Raw genomic sequence first — 24,557 nt, forward strand, 5'->3', positions numbered from 1 at the left:
CCTAGGCTAGCTCAATGCCAGAGGCCAGCGATGAAATCCGGACGCAGCGGCTGCTGCTTCGCCGAGCGACCATGGATGACGTCGATGCGATGCATGCGATCATGAGCAATCCGCGGGCAATGCGATACTGGTCGACTCCGCCGCACGCCGAGCTCGCCGAGTCCGAGCGTTGGATGGCATCGATGGTCGATGCGGACCCGGTGGTCAGCGACGATTTCATTGTGACGGTCGACGGGCAATTGATCGGCAAGCTTGGTGCATGGAAGCTTCCGGAAGTCGGCTTCCTGCTGGACCCCGATCACTGGGGGCGTGGCTATGCGTTGGAAGCTCTCAATGCGTTCGTGGAGCGACGCAGGGCGCGGGGATCGAGCCATCTGACTGCCGATGTCGATCCTCGCAATGCGGCATCGATCCGCCTTCTGGAACAGTCGGGATTTATCGAAACCGGCCGCGCTCAAGGCACTTGGCAGGTCGGCAGCGAACTATGCGACAGCATTTACTTCCGGCTGGATCTTTAGACGTCCTGGGTTAGACGCCCGTAAAGTTCGGGCCTGCGGTCTCGGAAAAACCCGAATGCGGCGCGATGCTTTTTGGCGGCGGCCAGATCGAGGGTCGCCACCAGCACACCGGTTTCGTCGGCACCAAATTCAGCCAGCATGTCGCCGCGCTCGTCGCAAATGAAACTGTGGCCATAGAAGCGCTGGCCATGCTCGGTGCCGATGCGGTTGGCCGCAACCACCGGCACAACGTTGCTAACCGCATGGCCGACCATCGCCCGGCGCCATAGCCTGGAAGTGTCGAGGTCGGGGTCGTGCGGTTCGGTGCCGATCGCGGTCGGGTAGAAAAGGATTTCCGCGCCCATCAACATCATCGATCGCGCCGTCTCCGGATACCATTGGTCCCAGCAGACACCGACGCCGATCGTTGAATGATGCGGTCCGTTCCACACCTTGAAGCCGGTATTACCTGGGCGGAAATAGAATTTTTCCTCATAGCCCGGGCCATCCGGGATGTGGCTCTTTCGATAAATTCCGGCAACCTTGCCGTCCGGGCCGATCATCGCCAGCGAATTATAATGATGCGGCCCGTCGGCTTCGAAGAAGCTGGTCGGGATCCACAGCTTCAGCTCCCGCGCCAATTCCTGCATTGCCAGCACCGAAGGGTGCTCCGCAGTCGCCCGTGCATCGGCGAACAGCGTTTCATCCTCGACGCGGCAGAAATAGGGGCCTTCGAACAGCTCCGGCGGCAAGACCACCTCGGCGCCTTTCGAATGGGCTTCACGCACCAGCTCGGCGACATTCCTAATGTTGGCGACCGTGTCCTCGCCAAAGGCGAGTTGAAGCGCGGCGACGGTGATCTTGGTCATTCGGGTACCTGCTGGGAAATACAGTGGAAGCTGCCACCGCCGGTCAGGATGTGGTCGGCCCGAAGCCCGATTGCAACGCGCCCCGGAAACAGCGCCTGGATCGCGTCGACCGCGGCCTGGTCATTTGCCGCGCCGTAGAGCGGCACGACCACCGCGGCATTGCCGATGTAAAAGTTCATGTAGCTGGCCGGGATGATTTCACCGTCAAGCTCGACCAGGCCAGGCGAAGGGATGGCGACTACTTCGAAGTCGGCATCCAGCAGTGCTTCGGCGGCATCAGCGAAGGCGGCGGCATTGGGATCGTCCAGCGTCGCTTCCGGCACGGCGACCCGGTTGGGTCCGACAAAACGGGCGAGGTTATCGACATGGCCGTCGGTATGGTCATTGACGAGGCCGTCACCGAGCCAGACGATCCGGCTTCCGCCAAGGTCGCGCTTCAGCCGCTCCTCAATCCCGTCCCTGTCCAGATCGGGATTGCGATTGGGATTGAGCAGGCATTGCTCGGTGGTCAGGAAGGTGCCGGATCCGTCGCCGTCGATCGCACCGCCCTCAAGGATCCAGTCGCACCGCGTGCAGGGCATTGACGCTTCGGCGGCGAGGCGCTGGCCGATGGTATCGTCGCCATGCAGGTCATATTTGCCGCCCCAGCCATTGAAGTCGAAATCGACGGCGCGGCGATCGGCGCCGGAGCCGAGGACAATCGCCGCGGTATCGCGCAGCCAGATATCTCCGAACGGCTCGACAATCACCTTGGCGAATGGGGCCAGGCGGCGGGCTTCGGAGGCTGCGGCTTCGTCGGCCGCGACCAGCCACACCTGTTCTCCCCTGCCGTCGGCATGGACCGCGGCTGCGAAGGCGGCGACTTCGGCCTGGGCCGGCGCAAGGTCATTTTCCCACAGGTCGGCGGCGCTGGGGAATCCGATCCACACCGCGGCATGAGGCGCCCATTCGGGAAGGGGAGGCTGGGTCATTGCGCGGCGCGATACCAGTGCATTCGAAATGCGCCAAGCCGGGCTTGCATCTTGCGAGTCCGGCGGCATTATTGGCCAGTACTAGGGGGAGGTAACGCGTGAGTTTTAGGAAGTTGATTGTCGCCGGCCTGTTGGCCGGCGTACCAGTTTGTGCGACTGCGGCAGTGAAGCCATTGGCCGAAGATGCCGCGGCATTTGGAACGCGCGAAGCCGCATCCCAAGTCGCAATGTCACCCAGCGGGAAAAAGGTCGTCATCCTGGTTGCGGGGTCCGGAGGGACTACCGCCGCCAAGGTTTTCGACCTGGTGACGGGGAGCGCCAGCACGCCCGTTTCGTCGACAGGCGCGGGGAATTCGCTGCGCTGGTGCAAGTTCGGCAGTGAGACGGTTCTGGTCTGCAACTATGGCGGGATCGTCGCCGATTCGGCCTATGGATTGATCGGGTACAGCCGGCTGGTTCGTGTCGACGTTGATGGCAAGAACCTGCAGCAGCTCGGGCAGCGCAAGAGCTTCTATGATTCCGGCCTCCGCCAGGTTGACGGTTCGATCATCGACTGGCTCCCGGGTTCTGGCGGCGCGATCCTGATGGCGCGCGACTATGTGCCCGAAGAGGGCAAGACGGACACGCGGATTTCGCGCAAGCAACGGGGACTGGCGGTCGACCGCATCGATCTCAAATCCGTGAAATCGGAGACGATCGAGCGGCCTCTTCCGGGAATCAACGGCTACATGACCGACGGTCGCGGGCAGGTGCGGCTACGATTCCAGGTTGAGTCGGCTGCTGGCCAGCTGACGGGCAAGACGAGGCTGACTTATCGACCCAGGGGAAGCTCGGACTGGCAGCCGCTCGGCATTTATGAGGACGACAACGAAGCAAGCATCCTGCCGCTTGCGATCGAGGCTCAGACCGACAAGCTCTATTTCCTGCGCAAGCTGAATGGGCGCCAGGCGCTCTATCGGATGGCATTGAACGGCTCAAACGATGTCGAACTGGTCGCGAAGAACGACCTGGTGGATATCGACAATGTGACCAGGATCGGTCGAGGTCAGAAGGTGATCGGCTACACCTATGCCGAGGAAGATCGCCATGCGGCCTATTTCGATCCCGAATTCGGCGGTCTGACCGCCAAGCTTGGCCGAGCGTTGCCGAATCAGCCCTTGATCGATTTCGTCGACGCCAGTGAGGACGGTAATTCCCTGTTGGTCTTCGCCGGTTCGGACGTGCTGCCGGGCACTTATTATTTCCTCGATCGAACGACCAAGGAAATGAGCCCGATCGCGGACGTCAGGCCAAAGCTGGTCGATCGCACGCTAAGCCCGGTCAAATCGATCCGATACAAGGCGCGCGACGGCGCTTCCATTCAGGCCTATTTGACGATTCCCGCGAGCAGCTCCGGCAAGAATCTGCCGGCGGTTGTCCTCCCGCATGGCGGCCCCAGTGCACGTGACGAGTGGGGATTCGACTGGCTGCCGCAGTTCCTTGCCGCGCGAGGCTATGCCGTCATCCAACCGAACTACCGCGGCTCCGAAGGTTTCGGCGACCAGTACAAGAATGTAAATGCGTTCAAGAATTGGGAGACTGCGATCGGCGACGTGAACGATGCCGTGCGTCATCTGGTTACCGAAGGCATTGCCGACAAAAATCGGCTGGCGATCGTCGGCTGGTCTTATGGCGGTTATGCCGCCCTGCAATCGGCCGCGGTAGATCCGACGCTATACAAGGCGATTGTGGCGATCGCGCCGGTTACGGACCTTGCACTGCTCAAGTCGGAGTCGGAGGGCTACACCAACTCGAACCTGGTCAAGGAGTTCGTCGGATCAGGCGACCATGTCCGCCGCGGATCGCCGCTGCGTAACGCGTCCGCGCTGAAGGCGCCGGTACTACTGGTGCACGGCGATCTGGATATCAACGTCGGGGTGCAGCACAGCCTGCAAATGGAATCTGCCTTGAAATCAAGCGGGTCCCCGGTCGAATTGCTGCGCTATCCCGAGCTCGACCACCAACTGGTCGACAGCAATGCGCGAGTAGAAATGCTGACCAAGATCGGCGAGTTGCTCGGCCGTACAATCGGCAATTAGGCAAAAGAAAAGGGCGGCCCAAGGCGGGCCGCCCTTTGTCGATCGAGCTGTCCGTTAAGATCAGCGCGAATAGAATTCGACCACCAGGTTCGGCTCCATGCGGACCGGATAGGGCACTTCGTCAAGCGTCGGGACGCGGGTGAAGGTCGCCTTGGCGGTACCGTCGATGACGACATAATCGGGCACGTCGCGCTCGGCGAGGCTCTGCGCCTCCATCACCAGCGCCATTTCCTGCGCTTTCGGCCCAAGCGTGATTTCGCTGCCGACGTCGACGCGGCGTGAGGCGATGTTGCACTTCACGCCATCGACGCGGATGTGGCCGTGGCTGACCAGCTGACGCGCGGCCCAGATGGTCGGCGCGAACTTCGCGCGATAGACGATCATATCCAGTCGACGCTCGAGCAGGCCGATCAGGTTCTGCGAGGCGTCGCCCTTCATCCGGCTGGCTTGCTGGAAGGTCTGCTTGAACTGCTTCTCGGTGACGTCGCCGTAATAGCCCTTGAGCTTCTGCTTGGCGCGAAGCTGGATGCCGAAATCCGACACCTTGCTCTTGCGACGCTGGCCGTGCTGGCCGGGACCATATTCGCGGCGGTTGACCGGGCTCTTCGGGCGACCAAAGACGTTCTCGCCCATCCGGCGGTCGAGCTTATACTTGGCGCTGCTGCGCTTCGACATGATTACACTCCAATTCGCGTTTCAAAATCGTCCGGAACCGCACCGACAGGCCGAAATGCCTACCGCGACCACCGCTTCACCGGACATGCAGGGTCAATTGCGAGCCGCGCGCCTAGCGGGGCAGGCCCGAAAGGTCAAGCTTTGCAAGGCGCTGGCGCTTTTGGCATGGGGTGCGCCCATGACCGATATTCTCGATCCCGCCAACTGCCTCACCATGACCGAAGTCCGCGCCGGGGTCGACGATGTCGACAGGCAGGTGGTGGCGCTGCTGCACAGGCGTTTTGGCTACATGGACGCGGCGGCACGGATCAAGCCGGACCGGTCGGCGGTCCGCGACGAGTGGCGCAAGGCCGATGTGCTGGCCAAGGTTGACGCGGCGGCGGCGGAATTGGGTATCGATCGCCTGCTGGTAGCCCGGCTCTATGAGGATCTGATCGAGACGTCGATCGCCCATGAGCTCGACGTATTTGACCAGACGCGCGGCTAACCGCGCCGGCGATTTTCGGCGAGCGCCCGCACGACGCCCCGAAGCGCCTGGATTTCACGGGTCGACCAGCGCGGCTTGGTCAAAATCGTGCGCAGGGTCAGCTTGGTCGCCTCGACACGGTCGGGCGGGAAGAAATAGCCGACCTGGTCCAGGGAGCTCTCGAGCTGGCCGATCAATCCTTCGAGCTCGGTCATGGCGGCAGGCGGTTCCAGCTCCTTGGCCGTGGGCTGGTTGAGGGACGTGCCGCGCGACCATTCATAGGCTAGCAGGATGACCGCCTGGGCGAGGTTAAGGCTTCCGAACTCCGGATTTATTGGAACGGTGACGATGGCGTTCGCGAGGGCAACATCCTCGGTCTCGAGCCCCGACCGTTCGGGACCGAATAGAATCGCAGTGCGGCCCTCGGTCGAATGAATCTCCCGCGCCATCGCTTCGGGGTCGATCACCGGCATGACCAGGTCGCGGCGGCGGACTGTCGAGGCGAAGACCAGGCTGCAGTCGGCGATAGCTTCGACAGTGGTTTCGAAAACCGCAGCGGAATCCAGCAGCGCATCGGCACCACTGGCGGCAGGACCGGCGTCGGGATTGGGCCAGCCATCGCGAGGCGCGACGAGGCGCAGCTCAGTCAGGCCGAAGTTGAGCATGGCCCGTGCCGCCTTGCCGATATTCTGGCCAAGCTGGGGCCGGACGAGGACGATTACCGGCGGCGGCGCGCTCATAGCAGCTTGTTGTGGCCGGGCGGTGGAATGGCTTCCTTTTCGACCCGCTCGGCAATCTCGGCAAAGTCGCCTGGATCGCTAAAGTCTTTGTAAATGCTCGCAAATCTTATGTAGGCGACATGGTCGAGCGCTTTCAGCCCAGCCATCACTGCCTCACCGATTCGCGTCGACGTCACTTCATCACCAAGCGTTTCCATTTGCCGCTGAACGCCGCTTACCAGCTGGTCGATCTTGGTGGCGTCGATTTCGCGCTTGCGGCAGGCATGGCCGATCGCCCGCTCCAGCTTGGCCCGATCGAACGGCTCGCGCTTGCCGTCTTTCTTGACCACGATAAGGTCCTTCAAATGGACCCGCTCGAAGGTAGTGAAGCGGGCGCCGCAGCCTTCGCATTGCCGCCGCCGCCGGATCGCCGCGCCGTCTTCGGACGGGCGGCTGTCCTTTACCTGGCTGTCTTCATGGGCGCAAAATGGGCAGCGCAACGCTTAGCTCTCGTAGATTGGGAAGCGGGCACAGAGTGCGCGAACCCGCTCGCCCACGGCCTGTTCGACTGCGCCATTATTGTCGGCGCCATTTTTCTGAAGGCCGTCGAGAACGTCGGCGACCATATCGGCAATGTCGCTGAACTCGTCCTCACCAAAGCCGCGGGTAGTGCCGGCAGGCGAACCGACGCGGATGCCGCTGGTCTTGACTGGTGGCAGCGGATCGAACGGAACGCCATTCTTGTTGCAGGTGATACCGGCATGTTCGAGGCTCTGGTCGGCATCGGCGCCGGTAACCCCGAGCGGGCGAAGGTCGACGAGCGCAAGGTGAGTGTCGGTGCCGCCGGCAACCAGGTCGGCCCCGCGCTCCTTCAGGCGATTGGCGAGTGTCTGGGCGTTTTTGATCACCGCCTTGGCATAGGTTTTGAAGCCCGGCTCCAGCGCCTCGCCGAAGGCGACGGCCTTGGCAGCGATGACATGCATCAGTGGACCGCCCTGCAGACCGGGGAAAACCGCCGAATTGACCTTCTTGGCGATCGCCTCGTCATCGGTCAGCACCATGCCGCCGCGCGGACCGCGCAGCGTCTTGTGGGTAGTGGTCGTCACGACATGGGCATGGCCGAACGGGGTCGGATGCTCGCCCGCAGCAACCAGCCCGGCGAAGTGGGCCATGTCGACGAACAGATAGGCGCCGACTTCATCGCAAATCGCCCGGAAGCGGGCAAAGTCCAGATGCCGCGGATAGGCTGAGCCGCCGGCGATGATCAGCTTGGGCTTATGCTCCTTGGCAAGCCGCTCCACTTCCTCGAAATCGACCAAATGGTCGTCGGGCCGGACGCCATATTGGACGGCATTGAACCATTTGCCGGACTGGGCCGGGGGCGCCCCATGAGTAAGATGCCCGCCGGCCGCAAGGCTCATGCCCATGATGGTGTCGCCGGGCTGTAAGAGCGCCATCATCACCGCGCCGTTGGCCTGCGCGCCGCTATGCGGCTGGACGTTGGCAAAGCCACAATTGAACAGCTGCTTGGCCCGCTCGATCGCAAGGCTTTCGACCGAATCCGATGGCCCGCAGCCTTGATAGTAGCGGCGGCCGGGATAGCCCTCGGCATATTTATTGGTGAGGACCGATCCCTGAGCCTCCAGCACGGCGCGGCTGACGATGTTCTCGGATGCGATTAGCTCGATCTGGTTTTGCTCGCGCTCCAGCTCCGCCTTGATCGCCGCGGCGACCTTGGGATCGGCATCGGCCAGGCGCTCGGTGAAAAAGCCCAAAGGCTGGACGTGAGTGAGGTCGGCAACGGTAGCCATCAGTCGCTATCCTGGAGGAGGTGGGAGAGCTGGTCGACGCGCCGCTGGTGGCGCCCGCCGGCGAATTGCGTGTTCAGAAAGGCGAGGACGATGTCCTTGGCCATGTCGCTGCCGATCAACCGGGCGCCGAAGGCAATGACGTTGGCGTCATTATGCTCGCGCGACAGGGCCGCCGACAGCGGTTCGTCGACCCGTGCGCAGCGGCAGGCCGGGTTGCGGTTGACCGCGATCGAAATGCCGACGCCCGAGCCGCAAATGGCGATTCCGCGCTCGGAGCGGCCGGCTGCAACCTCATTGGCCAGCAATTCGCCGAACTTAGGATAATCGACGCTTTCGGGGCCGTCGGTGCCGAGGTTGGCGACCTCATGGCCGGCCTCCCGCAGCCATTCGGCGAGCTCGTCTTTCAAAAGGTAACCGGCATGGTCGGCGGCAAGGGCGATGCGCATCGCCATGACCTAGGACATGCCGCCGAGATTCGCCACCCTTCGTCGAAGCGTCGACCGCTTGGGCATGCCGGTCGAGTCCTTGTCGAACCTTGCGGCAATTGCGCGCCTGCTGCCGGCAACAGGGAGGCAGATATGCGATCAATCGCTTCAGCCGCGGCACTCATGCTGGCCGGGGCACCGGTTTCGGCCCAGACGGTCGACGTGGCGCCGTTCACGGCCCATGAAATCACCCCCAGGATTCATTTGCTGAGCACGCCCGACGATTATTATGGACCGGCGATCGGCAACGTCGTGTTGATCGAGCAGCGCGACGGCTTCGTACTGGTCGACAGCGGGCTTAATGCCGGAAACGGGCGGGCGGTTGTCCGTTATGCCAGATCGCTGTCGCCCAAGCCGATCAAGGCGGTGATGATCACCCATTGGCACAACGATCATCCGCAGGGCATCTCGTCGATCCGCGACGCCTATCCCAAGGTCAGGATCATCGCGACGCGCCAGACCGAGGCAGGGATGCTGGGGCCGGAAGCCTTCGACATCGGCTATGCGCCCGGTCCCAAGTGGGACGGGGCGATGAACATGCTGATCGCCAAGAACAAGGAGCAGTTGCAAAAGCTGCTTGAGGCGCCCGACACAGCGCCGGACCGGAAGGAGCGGATCAGGAAGGCGCTGGTCCAGTTTGACGCATTCGCCGGCGATTTCAGCGGCAGCTATATCGTCCCGCCGACCGAGACGTTCGAACGGCAGCTGCTGATCGACGATCCGGACATGCCGGTCCAGATCCTCTATCTCGGCCGTGCCAACACAGAGGGCGACGCAATCGCCTGGCTGCCCAAGCAGAAGATCGTCGCGACCGGCGACATCGTCGTGTCGCCGATCCCGTTCGGTTTCGGCAGCTATTCGGGCGACTGGATCGAGACGATCGGCAAGATCAAGGCGTTGGGCTTCACGACACTGATCCCCGGGCACGGGCTGCCGCAGAGCGACACCGCCTACCTAGACCGGCTGATCGCCGCGCTGACCGACCTCCGCACCCAGATCGCACCTTACGCCAAGGCCGGCATGCCGGTCGACGAGGTCAAGAAGAAGGTCGACTTTTCCAAGTCGATCGACACGTTCGGAACGACCCAGCGTAGCCGCGCAAATACTCAGGCGCTGTTCTTCGACCCCATGACGGGAAGCGTTTATCGCGAGCTTAGAGGAGAGCCGATTGTGCAGGGCGAGGGCAGTCCCGAACCGGACGTGCCGCGCGATACGCCGCCCAAACCAAGCAGCAAGCATCACAAGAGCTGACCATTTTTGAACGCTTGCAGGGCGCCCTCCATCTGTATTAGTGTATTAATACAGATGGAGGGGCGGATGCAGAAAATGGTTCGCAGACTAGCTTTCGGCGTGGCGTTGCCGACCGCGCTTGCGGCGCCGGCGATGGCTGCCGAGCCTAATGCGGCGGCGCCGATCGAGGTTATGGTCGTCGGCAGCTACCACTTCGGCAATCCCGGCCTCGACCTCAACAACGTCAAGGCCGACGACGTGCTGAAGCCGCAACGGCAGAAGGAATTGGAGGAGCTGGCGACGGCATTGGCCCAGTTCCATCCGACCAAGATCGCGGTTGAACGGATCGCCAAGTCCCCGGCTTTGATTGACCACCGCTTTGCCGAATTGGCCCCCGCGGATCTGAACACCAATCGCGACGAACGTTATCAGATCGCATACCGGCTGGCGCGCCAACTCAACATGGCGACAGTCTATGCGATCGACGAGCAGCCCGATGAAACCGAGCCGGTCGAGCCGGACTATTTTCCTTTCGACAAGGTAGTTGCCTGGGCCAAGGCCAACGGCAAGGAGGCGGCGCTCGACGGCCTGCTGGAACAGGGCAAGGCGGTGACCTCGCAGTTGGAAAAATGGCAAGCGGAAGGGTCGATCGCCCACGTCCTGCTCAACCTTAACCAGCCGGCCCAAACCGAGCGGGACCAACGCTGGTATTATCGCGTGCTCGAATATGGCGACACCGACAAACAACCGGGGGCAGAGCTCAATGCCTATTGGTACATGCGCAACGCCAAGATTTTCGGCAAGCTGATGACGGTCGCGAAACCGGGCGACCGCATATTGGTCGTCTATGGTTCAGGTCATAATTACTGGCTACGACATTTCGCGGCGACCACGCCAGGCTATCGAAACGTCGACCCGAGCCCTTATCTCAGGAAGGCCGAGTAGCTAGCCCTTGAACCATTTTTGCGCCTTGGCGCTGCGGTGCGGGCAACCCGGCCAGCAGCAGGGGCGTCGCTTGCCGGCCAATATGTCTTCCTTCAACCGGGCAAAATGGTCGTCGCGCGTTTCCTGCTTCTTCGGCGACGTCATCCAGCAGATCCACTCGTTGCGGGCGAGTGCGGTCAAGCCGTCCCAGCGGGCATGCAGGGCCGGATCGCGATCGAGCGCGGCCTGGAGGTCGTCGGGCGTCTCGTGACGAAAATCAGGCGATGCGTCGGCCATCGCGGGTTTCAAGCCGCCTTGACGGCCTGCAATTCCAGCCGGCCCCAGATCTCGACCAAGGCTTCGGTCAGCTCATCCATCATCGCTTCCGTGTGGATAGGGCCTGGGGTGAAGCGCAGCCGCTCGGTGCCGCGGGGAACGGTCGGGAAATTGATCGGCTGGACGTAAAGACCGTATTCGGCGAGCAAGATGTCGCTGATCCGCTTGGCCTCTACCGGGCAGCCGACCAGCAGCGGAACGATATGGGTGACGCTGTCCATGACGGGCAGGCCGGCATCGCGGAATTTGGCTTTGAGCATTGCCGCGCCCGCCTGCTGGCCCGCGCGCTCCTCCTGAGAGGCCTTGAGGTGGCGAACCGAGGCCAGCGCCCCGGCGACCAGCACCGGCGACAGCGAGGTCGTGAAGATAAAGCCCGGCGCGTAGCTGCGGATGCAGTCGATGATATTGCGGTCGGCGGTGACATAGCCGCCCATCACGCCAAATGCCTTTCCCAGAGTGCCTTCGATCAAGGTGACCCGGTCGGCGACTCCATCGCGCTCCGAGATGCCGCCGCCATGTTGGCCATACATGCCAACCGCATGGACCTCGTCGAGATAGGTGATGGCGCCATATTTGTCGGCGAGGTCGCAAATTTCTGCGATCGGCGCGATGTCGCCGTCCATCGAGTAGACGCTTTCGAACGCGATCAGCTTGGGTGCATCGGCAGGCGCTTCGTCAAGAAGCTGCTCGAGATGATCGAGGTCGTTGTGACGGAACACCCGCTTTTCGCATCCCGAGGTGCGGATGCCGGCGATCATCGAGGCGTGGTTGAGCTCATCCGAGAAGATGATGCAGCCTGGGAGCAACTTGCCGAGCGTCGACAGTGCGGCCTCGTTGGAGACATAGCCCGAGGTGAACAGGAGCGCCGCTTCCTTGCCATGGAGCGAGGCCAGCTCGGCCTCCAGCTCGACATGGTAATGGGTGTTGCCGCCGATGTTGCGGGTCCCGCCGGATCCGGCGCCGACGCTGTGCAGCGCCTCCTCCATCGCCTCGACCACGGTCGGATGTTGGCCCATGCCGAGATAATCGTTGGAGCACCACACGGTGATCGGCTTGGGGCCATTGTGTCCGTGGAAGCAGTGCGCGTTGGGGAACGATCCCTTGGTGCGCAGTATATCGATGAAGACGCGGTACCGGCCTTCGTCATGGAGGCGATCGATCGCCGCCTTGAAGATGCTTTCGTAGTCCAAGCTGGGGTTCCTTACGCTCTCGCGCCCATTATCGCCCTCAGGCGGGGAAGGCCATTGAGAACGACTCGCAACAAGACGGCTAGAGTGACTGGATGTCGGTCAGGCCGAAGCGGGCGAGGGCAGGCGCAAGTTCGGTTGGCGGACCGCCTGTAAAAACCGCGATTCCGGCATAGGGCTCGCCCGGCCAATCCTGCCCTTGCGTCAAATAGGCGATGCGACGGGCAATGCCGGGACCGCCGTCGACCTGGGCGATGGCGGGGAAGGCGGCGGCGATTTCGTCCGCCAACAACGGGAAGTGCGTGCATGCCAGCACCATCACGTCCATCCGCTCGCCGTCCGGCTGCAACACCATCGGCGCAACCGCGTCATGCACGGCCTGGATGGCGACGGGCTCGCCGGCAAGCTTTGCCTCGGCGAGCTCGACCAGTTCGGGACTTCCGTGGCGGATGACGATGCAATCCGAGGCAAACCTCTCCGCGAGATCGTCGACATAGGGCTGGCGCACCGTCGCCTCGGTACCGAGCACGCCGATCACCCGGCTCCTCGACAATTCGGCGGCCGGTTTGATTGCCGGGACGGTACCGACCACAGGAATGTCGAGCGCGGCTCGGGCGTGGTCGAGCGCGATGGTCGACGCGGTATTGCAGGCAATCACCGCCAGGCGCGGACGAAATCGCTCGACCAGCCGGCCCAGCAAGGCGGGCACGCGAATGGCAAGCTCGGCTTCGGTCCGCTTGCCATAGGGAAAGCCGGCGCTGTCGGCGGCATAGACGATCGGCGCGTTGGGCAGCAGTTGCCGCGCCGGGCCAAGCACGGAAAGGCCGCCGACGCCGGAATCGAAGAACAGGATGGGGGCGGTGGGTTCCATGGCCGGCAGAGCTAGGGACTTGCCCGCGCTCGTGCAACGTTGCGGGCAGCAGATGATCTGCTACCGATGGGCCATGGCGGCGACGACGATCCTGGCGCTCATCACCGGCTATCTGCTGGGCTCGATCCCGTTCGGCCTGTTGCTGACGCGCTGGACCGGGAAGGGTGATATCCGTGACATCGGTTCAGGCAATATCGGCGCGACCAATGTGCTGCGGACCGGATCGAAGGGTCTTGCAGCGGCGACACTTTTGCTCGACCTGGCCAAGGGCGCTGCGGCGGTACTGATTGCCCAACAGCTATGGCCCGATGCGGTCAATTATGCAGCTGCCGGTGCACTGATCGGCCACCTTTATCCGGCCTGGCTCAAGTTCAAGGGCGGGAAGGGCGTTGCCACCTTGCTGGGCATCCTCTTGCCGCTCTTCTGGCAGGCGGCGCTCGTCTATGTCTTGCTGTGGGCCGGATTGCTGTTGATCATCCGCATCAGCTCGATCGCGGGCATGGCTGCGGCGGCAAGCGCGCCGGTCACGGCAGCCATCCTTCAAGTACAAGCGTTGTTTCCCATGCTGCTCGGCTTCGCGTTGCTGGTGATCTGGCAACATCGAGAAAATATCCGTCGCCTCGCGAGGGGCGAGGAGCCGCGCGTGGGCAAGACAGGTTGAGCGCGCCGGACGACCTCATCGACCGGCTGCGGCTGATCCGGACGAGCGGGATCGGGCCTAACGCCCATCGCCAGTTGCTGTTGCGGTTCGGCAGCGCCGAAGCCGCATTGGCCGCGATCCCGAATCTGGCGCGGCGAGGCGACGGACAGGTGCCGGCAATCTGTTCAAAAGACGCCGCGCAACGCGAGATCGAAGCGGTTGAGAGAGCCGGCGCGCATTATCTGGCGCTGGGCCACGCCCCTTATCCGCGCAGCCTGGCGGAAACGGGCGGTGCGCCGCCATTACTCACCGCAAAGGGCAATTTAGCGCTCCTTGACCGGCCGATGGTGGCGATCGTCGGTGCGCGTAACGCCAGCGCCGCAGCTTGCCGGTTTGCGCGAGGGCTGGCGCATGACTTGGGCGAGGAGGGCATAAGTGTCGTATCCGGACTGGCGCGCGGAATCGACAGCGCCGCCCATGACGGATCGATCGTCAGCGGGACGATCGCGGTGATCGCCGGGGGGATCGACATCGCCTATCCGCCCGAAAATGAAGCTCGGCAGAAGGACATAGGCGAACGCGGCCTGCTGATCGCGGAAATGCCGCCAGGCACCGAGCCGAGGGCGCGCCATTTCCCCTATCGCAACCGGATCATTGCCGGGCTGGCGGCGGGGACGGTAGTGGTCGAGGCCGCGCCGCAGTCGGGTTCGCTGATCACGGCCCGGCTGGCGGCCGAGGCCGGGCGGGAGGTCATGGCGGTGCCGGGATCGCCGCTCGATCCACGGGCTCAGGGCTGCAACCAGCTGATCCGCGATGGAGCAACCCTGATCCAGACTGCAGCGGACGTGATCGAGGCGATCAGCAACTTGAACGGCAAGGTCGCCAGCCCATCGCGTTCCTATGAGCCGCAGCCTCTTGCTCAGGAGGATTTGGAGCTCGACTTCCGCTCGCGTGTCGAAGAACTGCTTGGCCCCTCGCCGGTGCCGGTCGACGAGATCCTCCGCCTGTCGGGAGGCGAACCTGGCGCGGTACAGCTTGTGTTGCTCGAGCTTGACCTGGCCGGGCGGCTTGATCGGCATGCCGGCAACAAGGTGAGCTTGACGGGCTAGAATCTTCGGCCCGACAATCGCGCGTACGTACGTAAAGGGGTGCAGCGTTTGAAGCTTGTTGTCGTCGAATCGCCAGCCAAGGCGAAAACCATCGAGAAATATCTGGGGCCAGGCCACAAGGTGCTGGCCAGCTATGGCCATGTCCGCGACCTGCCGGCGAAGGACGGGTCCGTCCGGCCCGACGATAATTTCGCGATGGATTGGGAGGCCTATCCCGACAAGGCCAAGCAGTTGAAGGCCATCGCCGATGCGGCCAAGGACGCCGATGCACTGATCCTCGCCACCGACCCCGATCGCGAGGGCGAAGCGATCAGCTGGCACGTCCAGGAGGTGCTGCGGAAGAAAAAGGCGTTGCCTGCAAAGGTCGACCGGGTGACCTTCAACGCCATTACCAAGAGCGCGGTGACCGAGGCGATGGGCCGCCCACGCGAGCTCGATGAGGATCTGATCAACGCCTACAAGGCGCGGCGCGCGTTGGATTATCTGGTCGGGTTCACGCTGTCGCCGATCCTGTGGCGCAAGCTGCCCGGCGCCAAATCGGCTGGACGGGTACAGTCGGTCGCGCTCCGCCTGATTGTCGACCGCGAGCGCGAGATCGAGCTGTTCAGGTCACAGGAATATTGGCAGGTTTCAGCAAGTTTTGAGGCAGATGGAACGCCCTTCACAGCGCGGCTAGTGGCGCTCGACGGCCAGAAGGTCGACCGGCTGACGATCGGCGACAAGGGCTCGGCCGATGCGGCGAAGAAGGTGGTCGAAGATGGGCGGTTCACTGTCGCCTCGGTCGAGACCAAGCCGCTGACGAAAAATCCGCCACCCCCGTTCACCACCTCAACACTGCAGCAGGAGGCTGCGCGCAAGCTCGGCTTTTCGGCCAGCCAGACGATGCGCGTCGCCCAGTCGCTCTACGAGGATGGCCTGATCACCTATATGCGCACCGACGGCGTGCAGATGGCCGGCGAAGCGATCAGCGCGGCGAGGAAGGCTGTCGCCGACCGTTACGATGCGGGATATTTGCCCGACAAGCCGCGACAATATTCGAGCAAGGCCAAGAATGCACAGGAAGCGCATGAGGCAATCCGGCCGACCGACTTCACCAAGGATCGCGCCGCCTCGGGCGACCATGCACGGCTTTACAGCCTGATCTTCAACCGCGCGCTGGCCAGCCAGATGGCCTCGGCGCGGATTGAGCGGACGACGGCGGAACTGACCGATGGAGCGGGTCGTGCGACGCTGCGCGCAACGGGCCAGGTGACCATCTTCCCAGGGTTCATGGCGCTGTACGACGAAGGCCGCGACGACGTCGCCGATGAAGAAGGCGCGCGCATGCCGCAGCTCCGCTCGGGCGATGCGCCGGTCAAGACCGGGGTGGAGGCGACGCAACACTTTACCCAGCCGCCGCCGCGCTATTCCGAAGCGAGTCTGGTCAAGCGGCTGGAGGAGCTCGGCATCGGCAGGCCGTCGACCTATGCCGCGACGTTGCAGACCCTGAAGGACCGCGAATATGTCCGGCTCGACAAGGCGCGCTTCATTCCCGAGGAGAGCGGGCGGCTGGTGACGGCATTCCTGGAGCGGTTTTTCGAGCGTTACGTCAGTTTCGATTATACCGCCGAGCTGGAAGAGGAGCTGGACGATGTTTCGGGCGGAAGGCTCGATTGGCTGAAGCTGCTCGACGACTTCTGGCGCGACTTCAAGCCTAAGGCGGGCGAGGTGATGGACCAGAAGCCGTCGGACGTCACCGCGGCGCTGGACGATTTCCTGTCGCCCTGGCTGTTCCCCGATAAGGGTGACGGCAGCGATCCGCGCCTTTGCCCCTTGTGCGGCACTGGCCAACTTTCGCTGCGCGGCGGCCGCTACGGCGCGTTCGTTGCCTGCTCCAACTATCCAGAGTGCAAATATACGCGCCGATTTGGGCAGGGCGAGGAAGCGGCCAGCGAAGGTCCGGCCGAGATCGGCAATGGCATCGTTCTGAAAAGCGGGCGGTTCGGGCCCTATCTGGAGCGCGACGGGGCGCGGGCGTCACTGCCGAAAGACGTGCCACAGGACGGATTGACGCTGGAGATGGCGGAAAAGCTGCTATCGCTGCCGCGCGAAATCGGGCCGCATCCCGAAACCGGCACCCCGATCACGGCCTCTATCGGCCGCTACGGCCCCTACCTTGCCCATGACGGCAAATATGCCAGGTTGGGCTCGACCGCCGAGGTGTTCGACACCGGCATGAACGCGGCAGTGGTCAAGCTGGCCGAGGCCGCGGCGGCCAAGGGTGAAAGAGGGGGATCGCGTGAGCCCATCGCGGTCCTCGGACCTCACCCGGATTCGGGCAAGGAGATAAGAGTGATGGCCGGCCGCTATGGCCCGTACGTCAGCGATGGCGTAATCCATGCCACGCTCCCAAAGAGCGCGGAGCCATCCGCGGTAACGCTCGACGAAGCGGTTGCGCTGATCAATGCCAAGGCAGCGAAGGGCCCCGCGAGCAAGAATACCCGCGGGGCCAGGGGGCGGAAGAAGAAATAGCGGCTATTCCGCGACATAGAGCCAGCGATCACTGGTCCGGGCGCGCCGCCACACGGTGAAGAAGGGGAAGGCTCCCGGCTGGCCGGCCTGGTGAATGAAGCCGAAGGTTATGCCGAGGTCCCCGGTGGAGGATGTCTTCACCGCTTCGTCCGCCGCCCAAGTCAAATCCGACGAGGTATCGGGCGGAAAGCCGTTGCCGATATTGACGTTGCCGAAGGTGAAATCGGATCCGCCGCCGAAGTTCATCGCATCGGACGAGCCGAACTCGATGAAGGCATGCCGCAATCCCACCGCGCCGGCGCGCGCCGAAAAGGCGGATTCGCGGCCGGCGAGATCTTCGGCATATTTCTTCTGGAGCGCTGCGCTCGGCCTCGATGGAATCATGACCGGCGGCAGGGCAGGTGCACGAACCGCGGTCGAAACGCTTCCCGGCGGGCTTCCCGCGCGTTTATAGCCGAACACTCGCCAGCCTTCAGGCCGCCTGACCCAATATGCGAGATATTTGGCGCGGCGATCGGGTTTTCCGGCGTCGTGGATGATCTGGAAGCCGTAGGTGAAACCCTGCTGGCCATCCGCCGAAATTCCGCCTCGGACCGGCGCCCATTCGGCGGTCGCAGTCGCATTGTTCGGGTTGGCCCGGAGCAAAGCGACAATTGCGTCCTTGCCCCTGGCAAAGGTTCCAGCTGGCGTCGGTGAGATGGCGTCCGGCGCAAGCATGGCGGCAATCCCGTCGACGATGTTGATGCCAGCAGCGGCGGAGGAAAATTGCCGATCGGCATCGAGCAGTTCGTTGACCGCCGCGGTCGGGTTCGAAGGAGTTGCAACCGCTGGTCCGGCAATCGCCAGTCCAATGCAATAAATTGGGGTCAACAAGCGGTAATTCATCGCGCCCTCCCAACGACTTAGTTGATAAATGTCGCGCAAAGTGAGGGCGGGTTCCATGCAGCTTCACTGCCGTGGAACATGTTTTGCGGGCGAAATCGAAGGTACGAGCCCCGCTTTATTCGAAGAAACTAAGGAATCGGCGGCAACGCGTCGGAGAACAGCGGGCGGTCTTCAATATCGATAAGCAGGATGACCGAAGTCTTCGTCTCACCGAAGGGCATGATCTGATCGAGCAGGTCCTGCAGCGCCCCGCTTGACGATACTCTGACGATCAATACCAGCAACGACGATCCCGTAACCCGATAGCAGGTCCGGACGGCGGGATTATTTATGACCGAGTTGATTGCGGCCATATCCCGGTTCGACCGGGGTTGAAATTCGATTACGGCCGATACGGGAAGGCCGACCTTGGCTGCGTCGATCTTGACCGTGAATCCCTGGATCACACCAATGTCGCGAAGCCGGGCAATCCGTTCGGCCACGGTCGGTGCCGACAGGCCCGTCAGCTTGGCGATGTCCGAGTTGGAGCGCCGTCCGTCGGCCTCTAGCAGCGCCAGGATCTGGTGATCCTTCGCATCGACATCATGTACGCGCCTCATGCCCCTCTCCGCATGTCCTGCAACCCGGGTCTCTTGGAAGCTTCATGGACTTCCACGTCAAGGAGAGGCCGTCGAACAGGTGCAGCGTGCCCGCCGGGTCGGGCGCGATGCCGACAATCGCGCGGATTGCGATCAAAGCGGCGAAATTCCCGACGATGCCGGTCAGCGCGCCAAGCACTCCAAGCTCGGCGCAACTATCGCAATCGTCGGCATCGAACGCGTCGCCGACGAAACAGCGATAGCAAGGCTGGCCACGGAACAATCCAACCTGCCCCTGGAATTGCTGCGCCGCCGCGGAGAGCAGCGGAATGCCAAGGCGAACGGCGGCGTCGCTGACCGTCAGGCGAGTGGCGAAATTGTCGGTGCCGTCAATGATCAGATCATGGCCTGACAGGATGGCGTCGACATTGTCGGCCTCGATCCGATCGGCGACCGTGCGGCATTCGACATGTGGATTGCGCTTACCGATAAACCTAGCAGCGAGATCGACCTTGCGCTGGCCGACCTGATCGCTGGTGTAGAGCGGCTGGCGCTGCAGGTTCGACAGTTCGACCCGGTCATCGTCGATGAGGGTGATATGGCCGATACCGGCGCCAGTCAGGGACGGAATCGCACCTGCCCCGATACCGCCGGCACCAGCAATGGCGATCCGTGCCGCTGTTAGCTTAAGCTGGCCCGCGCCGCCGACCTGTGGAAGGACGATGTGCCGCGCGTAGCGGTCCAGTTCCTCGTCAGAGAGAGCCATGACCGCCGGTCGAGCCGAATCCGCCCGCGCCGCGCGCGGTTTCGCACAGTTCGTCGACCTCATCCCATTCGGCGTGCGTGACGGCGGCCGGCACGAGCTGGGCGATACGCTCCCCGCGGCGGATCGGGAACGGCTCGCTTCCGTGGTTGATCATGATGACTTTGAGTTCGCCGCGATAATCGCTGTCGATCGTGCCCGGCGTGTTGGGAACGGTGATCCCATGCTTGAGCGCAAGGCCCGAGCGCGGGCGAACCTGGATTTCATAGCCGTCGGGAATTGCGACCTTGAAGCCGGTGGCAACGGCATGGCGCTGTCCAGGCATCAGGTCCAGGTCTTCAGCGGCGACCACGTCCATGCCCGCCGCACCGTGGGTGGCATAGCTGGGCAAGGGAAGGCCGTCGCCATGAGGGAGGCGGGCAATAGAGATTCGCAACATTGACCAGCCTCGTTCGCCGCAGGGATAGCTGCGGGGCTGGATATCAGTGCTGGGTGCGGCGTCAATGCACCGAGATTGTAATCTCGCCCCGGTACCAGCCTGCGGCATTCTCGCCCGTCGGCCGATATTCTCCGGCACGAGCCATTTGCAGCACCGCACCGCCGGCGGCCTGCTCGATCGTGGGGCAGTTGAGCCGCTTGACGACAACTTCACCCACATTGCCATCGGCCATGAAACGCACCAGGAACGGGATATTCATGTTCAGGCGCGTCTTGGACTGGCCGGGTTTGGCGCATTCGCCAAATGCCGCGGCCTCGATCTTATCGATGAGATCGTCGGAAATTCTCAGGGTGCTCGATCGCTTGACCCACGGGATATTGGACCAATCGCCACCGGCGACGGATACTTCCGATCCTACCGCCGACACATCGCCGCTCACCGCCGCAAGTAACGCCAATCCCAAATGAAGCATGACAGGCCTCCTTCATCGACTTCGCCCGGCGTATCACAGGCGAGTGGCCTACGTCGAACGCTGTTTAGCCTAGCTTTCTGGCGATCCGGTCGATCAGCCGCGCAGCGACCTCGGTCTTGTCCATCGGCCCCCAATCCTCAGCGCCATCCGCGGCCACGAGATGAACGTGATTGCGGTGCGATCCCATCACGTCGCCAGAAACGTCATTGGCAACGATCCAATCGGCCTGCTTCGATCGAAGCTTCGATCCGGCATTGGCGACCAAATCGTCCGTCTCGGCTGCAAATCCGATCAGCAGGGTGGGTCGTTCGGGATGGGCTCCGAGTATCGCGAGTATGTCGGGATTGGGCGCGAAACGCAGCTGTGGGGGCCCATCCGATTTCTTGAGCTTCGAGGTAGCGGCTTCGACCTTCCAGTCGGCGACCGCGGCAACCAGGATGGCGGCGTCGGCGGGGAGGGCTGCCTCCACCGCGTCGGCCATCTGCCGGGCGGTTTCGACGTCGATCCGGCACACACCACCGGGCGTTGGAAGTGCGACCGGCCCGGCGATCAGGGTGACCCGAGCGCCGGCCTGGGCGGCGGCGGCGGCGATCGCGAAGCCCTGTTTGCCCGATGAGCGGTTGGCAATGACCCGCACGGGGTCGATCGGCTCATGGGTCGGGCCGGCCGTGACAAGGACGTGCTTGCCGGCGAGCAAGCCCGCATCGGCAACGTCGATCGACACTGCCTTGTCCAACATCGGCTGGATCCGCCGATAGATGTCGATTGGTTCGGGCAGCCGGCCGGGACCAAACTCGCCGCAGGCCATCGGCCCTTCGTCGGGTTCCAGCACGGTGATTCCATCGGCCTTCAGCTGCTCGACGTTCCGCCTGGTCGCGGCATGCTGCCACATACGGACGTTCATTGCCGGGGCGACTACCACCGGCTTGTCGGTTGCCAGGAGCAGCGTCGTCGCCAGGTCGTTTGCTTCGCCCGCCGCCATCCGGGCGATGAGATCGGCGGTGGCCGGAGCGACCAGGACGAGATCGGCCGCGCGGGACAGCTGGATATGGCCCATTTCGGCCTCATCCTTCAAATCCCACAGCGAGGTGTAGACCGGGCTTTCGGCGAGCGCGGCAAGGCTCATCGGCGTCACGAAGTGGGAGCCGCCCTCGGTCAGCACGGGCGTGACCTCATGCCCCTCCTTGCGTAGCAGGCGGATCATCTCGGCCGCTTTGTAAGCGGCGATGCCGCCGCCGACGATGAGGAGGATACGGCTCATGGGGACCGATATGGCGCTCCGCCTAGCTATTTCGCAAGGTCGGCCGCTTCATCCTCGATAATCGATGGCGGGACGATACCCGAAGCGAGAATCGCGCCAAAGGCATCGCGGAAGACGAACGGGCGGTGCGCGACCTCGGCACGGTGCGAGGCCAGCGCCAGCAGATGGTCGAGCTCCATCTTGCCGACAATGTAACTCGGGCCGTAGCCGGGCTGCCGGAGGTAGAGCAGCTGCTCGAACCCAACCAGGCGGCTAGTCGCGTCGGACCAGTAACGCGGTGTCCATTCGGCGTGGAACTTGCCTGCATCGGCCAGCCCGATCTCATTGGCCTGCACGCGCAGCGACGCGAGGCCGCGGGCGGCACGATTTGCGAGCATGATCCAAACCAGCTCACGGCCATGCGGCTCATCATCATATAGGCCGGCCTGCATCACCATTTCTTCCATCGCCGTCGCGAAACCCTCGGACCGGTCGGCATAAATGTTGAATAAGGGCGGCGTTTGCCGGACCGGGCTTGAGTGCGGTTCGTGGCGCAGGCGGGCGAGTTCAATCCAATGATATTGGTGGCTCGAGAGCGGCAACGGATCCAGCGCCGTCACATGGGTGAAGAAGTTGCGCTGCTCCGGTGGCGTATAGCTGCCCGTCTGGCCATTGAGTGCGTCTCGGTAAAAAGGCCTGTCAGCGATGAAGCCGGCGCCGGTCAGCAGGGCGTAAAGCTTTGCTTGGCGCTGCTCCGCCATCGCGCGATAGGCGGCCGGGTCACTGATCTCGACGATCGGCGGGGCGGCACGGTTGCGCACTTCCTCTAGCCGAAGCGACGTCAGCGAGCGGTCCAGTTCGCGTTGAAGAAGGGCCTTCTGTGCGTCGAAGTCGTAAGGGCTAAGGAGGACATGGCTGAGGTACCAATCATAATTGTCCTTGCCGACGCCCGACGCGCCGGTGCGGCGAGGGGCTTCGGCCCTGATCCATGCGGCGAATTGTTCAGTCGCCATGCGGGCATCGTGCACCGCCTTACGCAATGCGGGACTGGATCCTGCCAGGCTGGCGGGACGATGCCCTCCAAGATCGTTCATCACCAATGTACCGGCCTCAAGCTGGGCCAGGACCTCGCCTTGCTCGTTGAAGGCACGGTCGCCGTAGGCCCAGAGATCGTGCGCCTGACTGCCGGCCAAATTGATCCGCGCGTCAGCGAGCATCGCCGGGACTGCCCCGATCAACTCGGTGAGCTTCGCATCGTCGGCGCGGGATAGCGGGTAAGTGAAATTGTGGAGGTCGATATTGGGCTCGGCCGAGGGACCCTCGTGGGCCGGTACATCGCTCATCTCGGCGAAGATGGTTTGGTAGAAGCCGGGGTCGCGCGCCCATGGCATCAGCACGCGGTGAAAGAAATCGAGGCCGTTCATTTCCGCTTCGACCAGCCGGTAATCGCCGTTCTGCGACGCGGTCCAGCCGGTGCGGTCGATCGCCGCGAGACGCTGGCGGAATTCAGGCAAGCGGGCGTAACGGGCGGCCGTCGCGGCGGCGCTGTAGTCGGGCCGGCCCTTGGCGATCTTGGGATGGGTGAATGTGCGCCAGTCGGCGAATAGCTGGACCAGCTGGCCATGGGTCCCCTGTGCTGTCGCTGTGGCGGATGGGGCCTGGGATTGGCCGACGGAAGGTAGGGAAATGGCCACAACCGCGGCAAGGCAAAGGGCAAATCGGCTCATGCGGAAGCTCCTTGGTGCGATTGGCGGCGTACCGCCTTCGCAAGGTCGGCGAATGCCTTGGGAACGAACACCAGGCCGACAAACGACAAAGGCGCGGCAATCAGTGCCCAGTAGAATGTGTCGGTTCGAGCGAACAGCGCAACCATCGTGCCGTAGCCGGCGAGCAGGATCGCGGTCCTGAGCGCCCATCCCGCGCGGACCGAGGCCCACCCGAACAGCGACAAGAAAAGCAGGATCGAGGCGATCGCGACCGGCAGGCGGATTCCCATGGTTACCCTGGCAATGCTTTTCAGCGCGAACTGCAGGCCCAACAGGCCCGACCAGCCAGGCGAGGCCGGGTCATCTGGAACGACAACTTGAGCGACCCATTGAGCGTGCAGGGCGATGTAGATTGCGAACAGAAGGATTACCGCCGCCCAGGTGGCGGCCTCCTTCCATCGTTTCTCGATCAGCGCGAGGCCGGCCATGGCGAGAATCATGGGGAGGGCAAGCTCGCGGATCATCAGGGCCGCTGCGCCGGCCAGCACCGCCGGCCAGATTCGCTCCGGCCGGTAGACAGCGATCATCAGCGCCAGCAGCAGCGCCGCCCAGCTTTCGTGGAACAGGCCGGTCTGCGGCTGGAGCAACCCGCCGAGCCCGCCGGCGATGAGGATCAGGCTTGCGGCAAGGAGCAGCTTGGGGAGGCAGGCCCGGAGCCTGATCCACCAGGCGATCATCAGCGCCGCCGACAGCAGCCAGAAGAGTACCACCATCACCTGTTCGCCAAGCGCGGCATAGATTGTCGCGTGGGTTGGCAGGCGGAAAGTGAAGAAAGGTTTGAGCGGATAATTGCCCTTGCGCAGCTCAGCGGCGGTGGCCCGGTAATAATTCTCGCCGCCCCGAACACGGGTGATGATGTCGCGGTACAGCTGGAGGTCGCTGTGCTGCGCCTCGGAAGTGCGGACCTTGGGTGCGGGACTGGTTGAGGCCGACCAGTTACTGGCTGCCAGCAGCACAAGCAGTGTCGCGATCAGCGCCAGTGCCGGACCCCTCGACCAGCCTTCAAATCGAGTCTGGAACACCCCCTTCAGCATG

General features: G+C 63.3%; 26 protein-coding genes. 8 read left to right on the forward strand and 18 right to left on the reverse strand.

The window, feature by feature from the left end; translation table 11 throughout:
- Window positions 1–14 precede the first annotated feature (14 nt).
- A complete protein-coding gene (locus LZ518_RS02295; protein WP_249914427.1) occupies window positions 15–518 on the forward strand; it encodes a GNAT family N-acetyltransferase in 504 nt (167 codons plus the stop codon).
- On the opposite strand, the gene aguB is transcribed toward LZ518_RS02295, so the two are convergent.
- Window positions 515–1,366: an N-carbamoylputrescine amidase gene (gene aguB / locus LZ518_RS02300; RefSeq protein WP_249914428.1), complete on the reverse strand. Its 852-nt coding sequence runs from the start codon at window positions 1,364–1,366 to the stop codon at window positions 515–517. The genes LZ518_RS02295 and aguB overlap by 4 nt on opposite strands.
- Entirely contained in the window at window positions 1,363–2,337 is a 975-nt protein-coding gene (locus LZ518_RS02305) for an agmatine deiminase family protein (RefSeq protein ID WP_249914429.1), read from the reverse strand. The genes aguB and LZ518_RS02305 overlap by 4 nt, the downstream gene beginning before the upstream one ends.
- A 98-nt stretch (window positions 2,338–2,435) precedes the next feature.
- On the opposite strand from LZ518_RS02305, the gene LZ518_RS13510 reads away from it, so the two are divergent.
- Window positions 2,436–4,415 carry an alpha/beta hydrolase family protein gene (locus LZ518_RS13510; protein WP_249914430.1) on the forward strand — a complete coding sequence of 660 codons (1,980 nt, stop codon included), beginning with the start codon at window positions 2,436–2,438 and terminating at the stop codon, window positions 4,413–4,415.
- A 60-nt stretch (window positions 4,416–4,475) separates the two neighbouring features.
- Here LZ518_RS13510 and rpsD read toward each other — a convergent pair whose 3' ends face one another.
- Window positions 4,476–5,090 (reverse strand): 30S ribosomal protein S4, encoded by a 615-nt coding sequence (gene rpsD, locus LZ518_RS02315; RefSeq protein ID WP_249914431.1) that lies wholly within the window; start codon window positions 5,088–5,090, stop codon window positions 4,476–4,478.
- Window positions 5,091–5,268: 178 nt separating this feature from the next.
- On the opposite strand from rpsD, the gene LZ518_RS02320 reads away from it, so the two are divergent.
- Complete coding sequence (locus LZ518_RS02320; RefSeq protein ID WP_249914432.1) at window positions 5,269–5,577, forward strand: chorismate mutase; 309 nt, start codon at window positions 5,269–5,271, stop codon at window positions 5,575–5,577.
- Here LZ518_RS02320 and LZ518_RS02325 read toward each other — a convergent pair.
- From LZ518_RS02325 to rpiB, 4 genes are read right to left on the reverse strand one after another with little or no spacing between them, the layout of a single operon-like run.
- On the reverse strand, window positions 5,574–6,296 hold the full coding sequence (locus tag LZ518_RS02325; RefSeq protein WP_249914433.1) for an RNA methyltransferase: 723 nt from the start codon (window positions 6,294–6,296) through the stop codon (window positions 5,574–5,576). The two genes, LZ518_RS02320 and LZ518_RS02325, sit on opposite strands and share 4 nt — an antisense overlap.
- Window positions 6,293–6,775, reverse strand: a complete 483-nt coding sequence (gene nrdR / locus LZ518_RS02330) for a transcriptional regulator NrdR (protein ID WP_249914434.1) — start codon at window positions 6,773–6,775, stop codon at window positions 6,293–6,295. Before nrdR ends, LZ518_RS02325 begins: the two co-directional genes overlap by 4 nt.
- Window positions 6,776–6,778: 3 nt before the next feature.
- Window positions 6,779–8,086 (reverse strand): serine hydroxymethyltransferase, encoded by a 1,308-nt coding sequence (gene glyA / locus LZ518_RS02335; RefSeq protein ID WP_249914435.1) that lies wholly within the window; start codon window positions 8,084–8,086, stop codon window positions 6,779–6,781.
- Complete coding sequence (rpiB, locus tag LZ518_RS02340; protein ID WP_249914436.1) at window positions 8,086–8,532, reverse strand: ribose 5-phosphate isomerase B; 447 nt, start codon at window positions 8,530–8,532, stop codon at window positions 8,086–8,088. Before rpiB ends, glyA begins: the two co-directional genes overlap by 1 nt.
- A 132-nt stretch (window positions 8,533–8,664) precedes the next feature.
- Between rpiB and LZ518_RS02345 the strand changes: the two genes are divergently transcribed.
- Entirely contained in the window at window positions 8,665–9,822 is a 1,158-nt protein-coding gene (locus LZ518_RS02345; protein WP_249914437.1) for an MBL fold metallo-hydrolase, read from the forward strand.
- 75 nt (window positions 9,823–9,897) lie between these two features.
- The gene (locus LZ518_RS02350) at window positions 9,898–10,746 is read left to right on the forward strand and encodes a DUF5694 domain-containing protein (RefSeq protein ID WP_249914438.1); all 849 of its coding nucleotides are present in this window, start codon (window positions 9,898–9,900) and stop codon (window positions 10,744–10,746) included.
- On the opposite strand, the gene LZ518_RS02355 is transcribed toward LZ518_RS02350, so the two are convergent.
- From LZ518_RS02355 to murI, 3 genes are all read right to left on the reverse strand, one after another.
- Window positions 10,747–11,022, reverse strand: coding sequence for a YdeI/OmpD-associated family protein (locus LZ518_RS02355; RefSeq protein ID WP_249914439.1), 276 nt, complete (start codon window positions 11,020–11,022; stop codon window positions 10,747–10,749).
- 8 nt (window positions 11,023–11,030) lie between these two features.
- Window positions 11,031–12,251: a 5-aminolevulinate synthase gene (gene hemA, locus LZ518_RS02360; protein ID WP_249914440.1), complete on the reverse strand. Its 1,221-nt coding sequence runs from the start codon at window positions 12,249–12,251 to the stop codon at window positions 11,031–11,033.
- Between the two features lie 79 nt (window positions 12,252–12,330).
- A complete protein-coding gene (gene murI, locus LZ518_RS02365; RefSeq protein ID WP_249914441.1) occupies window positions 12,331–13,119 on the reverse strand; it encodes a glutamate racemase in 789 nt (262 codons plus the stop codon).
- 73 nt (window positions 13,120–13,192) lie between these two features.
- Here murI and plsY point away from each other — a divergent pair, with 73 nt between their 5' ends.
- Genes plsY through topA form a run of 3 tightly spaced genes read left to right on the forward strand, consistent with a single transcriptional unit; the run spans window position 13,193 to window position 17,379 of the window.
- Window positions 13,193–13,780, forward strand: coding sequence for a glycerol-3-phosphate 1-O-acyltransferase PlsY (gene plsY / locus LZ518_RS02370; protein ID WP_249916476.1), 588 nt, complete (start codon window positions 13,193–13,195; stop codon window positions 13,778–13,780).
- Window positions 13,777–14,868, forward strand: a complete 1,092-nt coding sequence (dprA, locus tag LZ518_RS02375; RefSeq protein WP_249914442.1) for a DNA-processing protein DprA — start codon at window positions 13,777–13,779, stop codon at window positions 14,866–14,868. The genes plsY and dprA overlap by 4 nt, the downstream gene beginning before the upstream one ends.
- Before the next feature lie 48 nt (window positions 14,869–14,916).
- Window positions 14,917–17,379: a type I DNA topoisomerase gene (gene topA / locus LZ518_RS02380; RefSeq protein ID WP_249914443.1), complete on the forward strand. Its 2,463-nt coding sequence runs from the start codon at window positions 14,917–14,919 to the stop codon at window positions 17,377–17,379.
- A gap of 3 nt (window positions 17,380–17,382) precedes the next feature.
- Here the strand turns inward: topA and LZ518_RS02385 are convergent, their stop codons facing one another.
- The 8 genes from LZ518_RS02385 to LZ518_RS02420 all read right to left on the reverse strand — a co-directional run bounded on the left by LZ518_RS02385 (window position 17,383) and on the right by LZ518_RS02420 (window position 24,556).
- The gene (locus tag LZ518_RS02385; protein ID WP_249914444.1) at window positions 17,383–18,264 is read right to left on the reverse strand and encodes a nuclear transport factor 2 family protein; all 882 of its coding nucleotides are present in this window, start codon (window positions 18,262–18,264) and stop codon (window positions 17,383–17,385) included.
- A gap of 128 nt (window positions 18,265–18,392) precedes the next feature.
- On the reverse strand, window positions 18,393–18,863 hold the full coding sequence (locus tag LZ518_RS02390) for an Lrp/AsnC family transcriptional regulator (protein ID WP_249914445.1): 471 nt from the start codon (window positions 18,861–18,863) through the stop codon (window positions 18,393–18,395).
- Complete coding sequence (locus LZ518_RS02395) at window positions 18,847–19,608, reverse strand: HesA/MoeB/ThiF family protein (RefSeq protein WP_249914446.1); 762 nt, start codon at window positions 19,606–19,608, stop codon at window positions 18,847–18,849. The genes LZ518_RS02390 and LZ518_RS02395 overlap by 17 nt, the downstream gene beginning before the upstream one ends.
- On the reverse strand, window positions 19,595–20,044 hold the full coding sequence (gene dut / locus LZ518_RS02400; RefSeq protein WP_249914447.1) for a dUTP diphosphatase: 450 nt from the start codon (window positions 20,042–20,044) through the stop codon (window positions 19,595–19,597). The genes LZ518_RS02395 and dut overlap by 14 nt, the downstream gene beginning before the upstream one ends.
- A gap of 61 nt (window positions 20,045–20,105) precedes the next feature.
- A complete protein-coding gene (locus LZ518_RS02405) occupies window positions 20,106–20,516 on the reverse strand; it encodes a hypothetical protein (protein WP_249914448.1) in 411 nt (136 codons plus the stop codon).
- Between the two features lie 64 nt (window positions 20,517–20,580).
- Window positions 20,581–21,777 carry a bifunctional phosphopantothenoylcysteine decarboxylase/phosphopantothenate--cysteine ligase CoaBC gene (gene coaBC, locus LZ518_RS02410; RefSeq protein WP_249914449.1) on the reverse strand — a complete coding sequence of 399 codons (1,197 nt, stop codon included), beginning with the start codon at window positions 21,775–21,777 and terminating at the stop codon, window positions 20,581–20,583.
- A gap of 26 nt (window positions 21,778–21,803) precedes the next feature.
- A complete protein-coding gene (locus tag LZ518_RS02415; protein ID WP_249914450.1) occupies window positions 21,804–23,483 on the reverse strand; it encodes a DUF885 domain-containing protein in 1,680 nt (559 codons plus the stop codon).
- Window positions 23,480–24,556, reverse strand: coding sequence for a hypothetical protein (locus LZ518_RS02420; protein ID WP_249914451.1), 1,077 nt, complete (start codon window positions 24,554–24,556; stop codon window positions 23,480–23,482). Before LZ518_RS02420 ends, LZ518_RS02415 begins: the two co-directional genes overlap by 4 nt.
- Window position 24,557 lies beyond the last annotated feature (1 nt).

The organism is Sphingomonas brevis (assembly GCF_023516505.1).
In the GTDB taxonomy this organism is placed as follows: Bacteria; Pseudomonadota; Alphaproteobacteria; order Sphingomonadales; family Sphingomonadaceae; genus Sphingomicrobium; species Sphingomicrobium breve.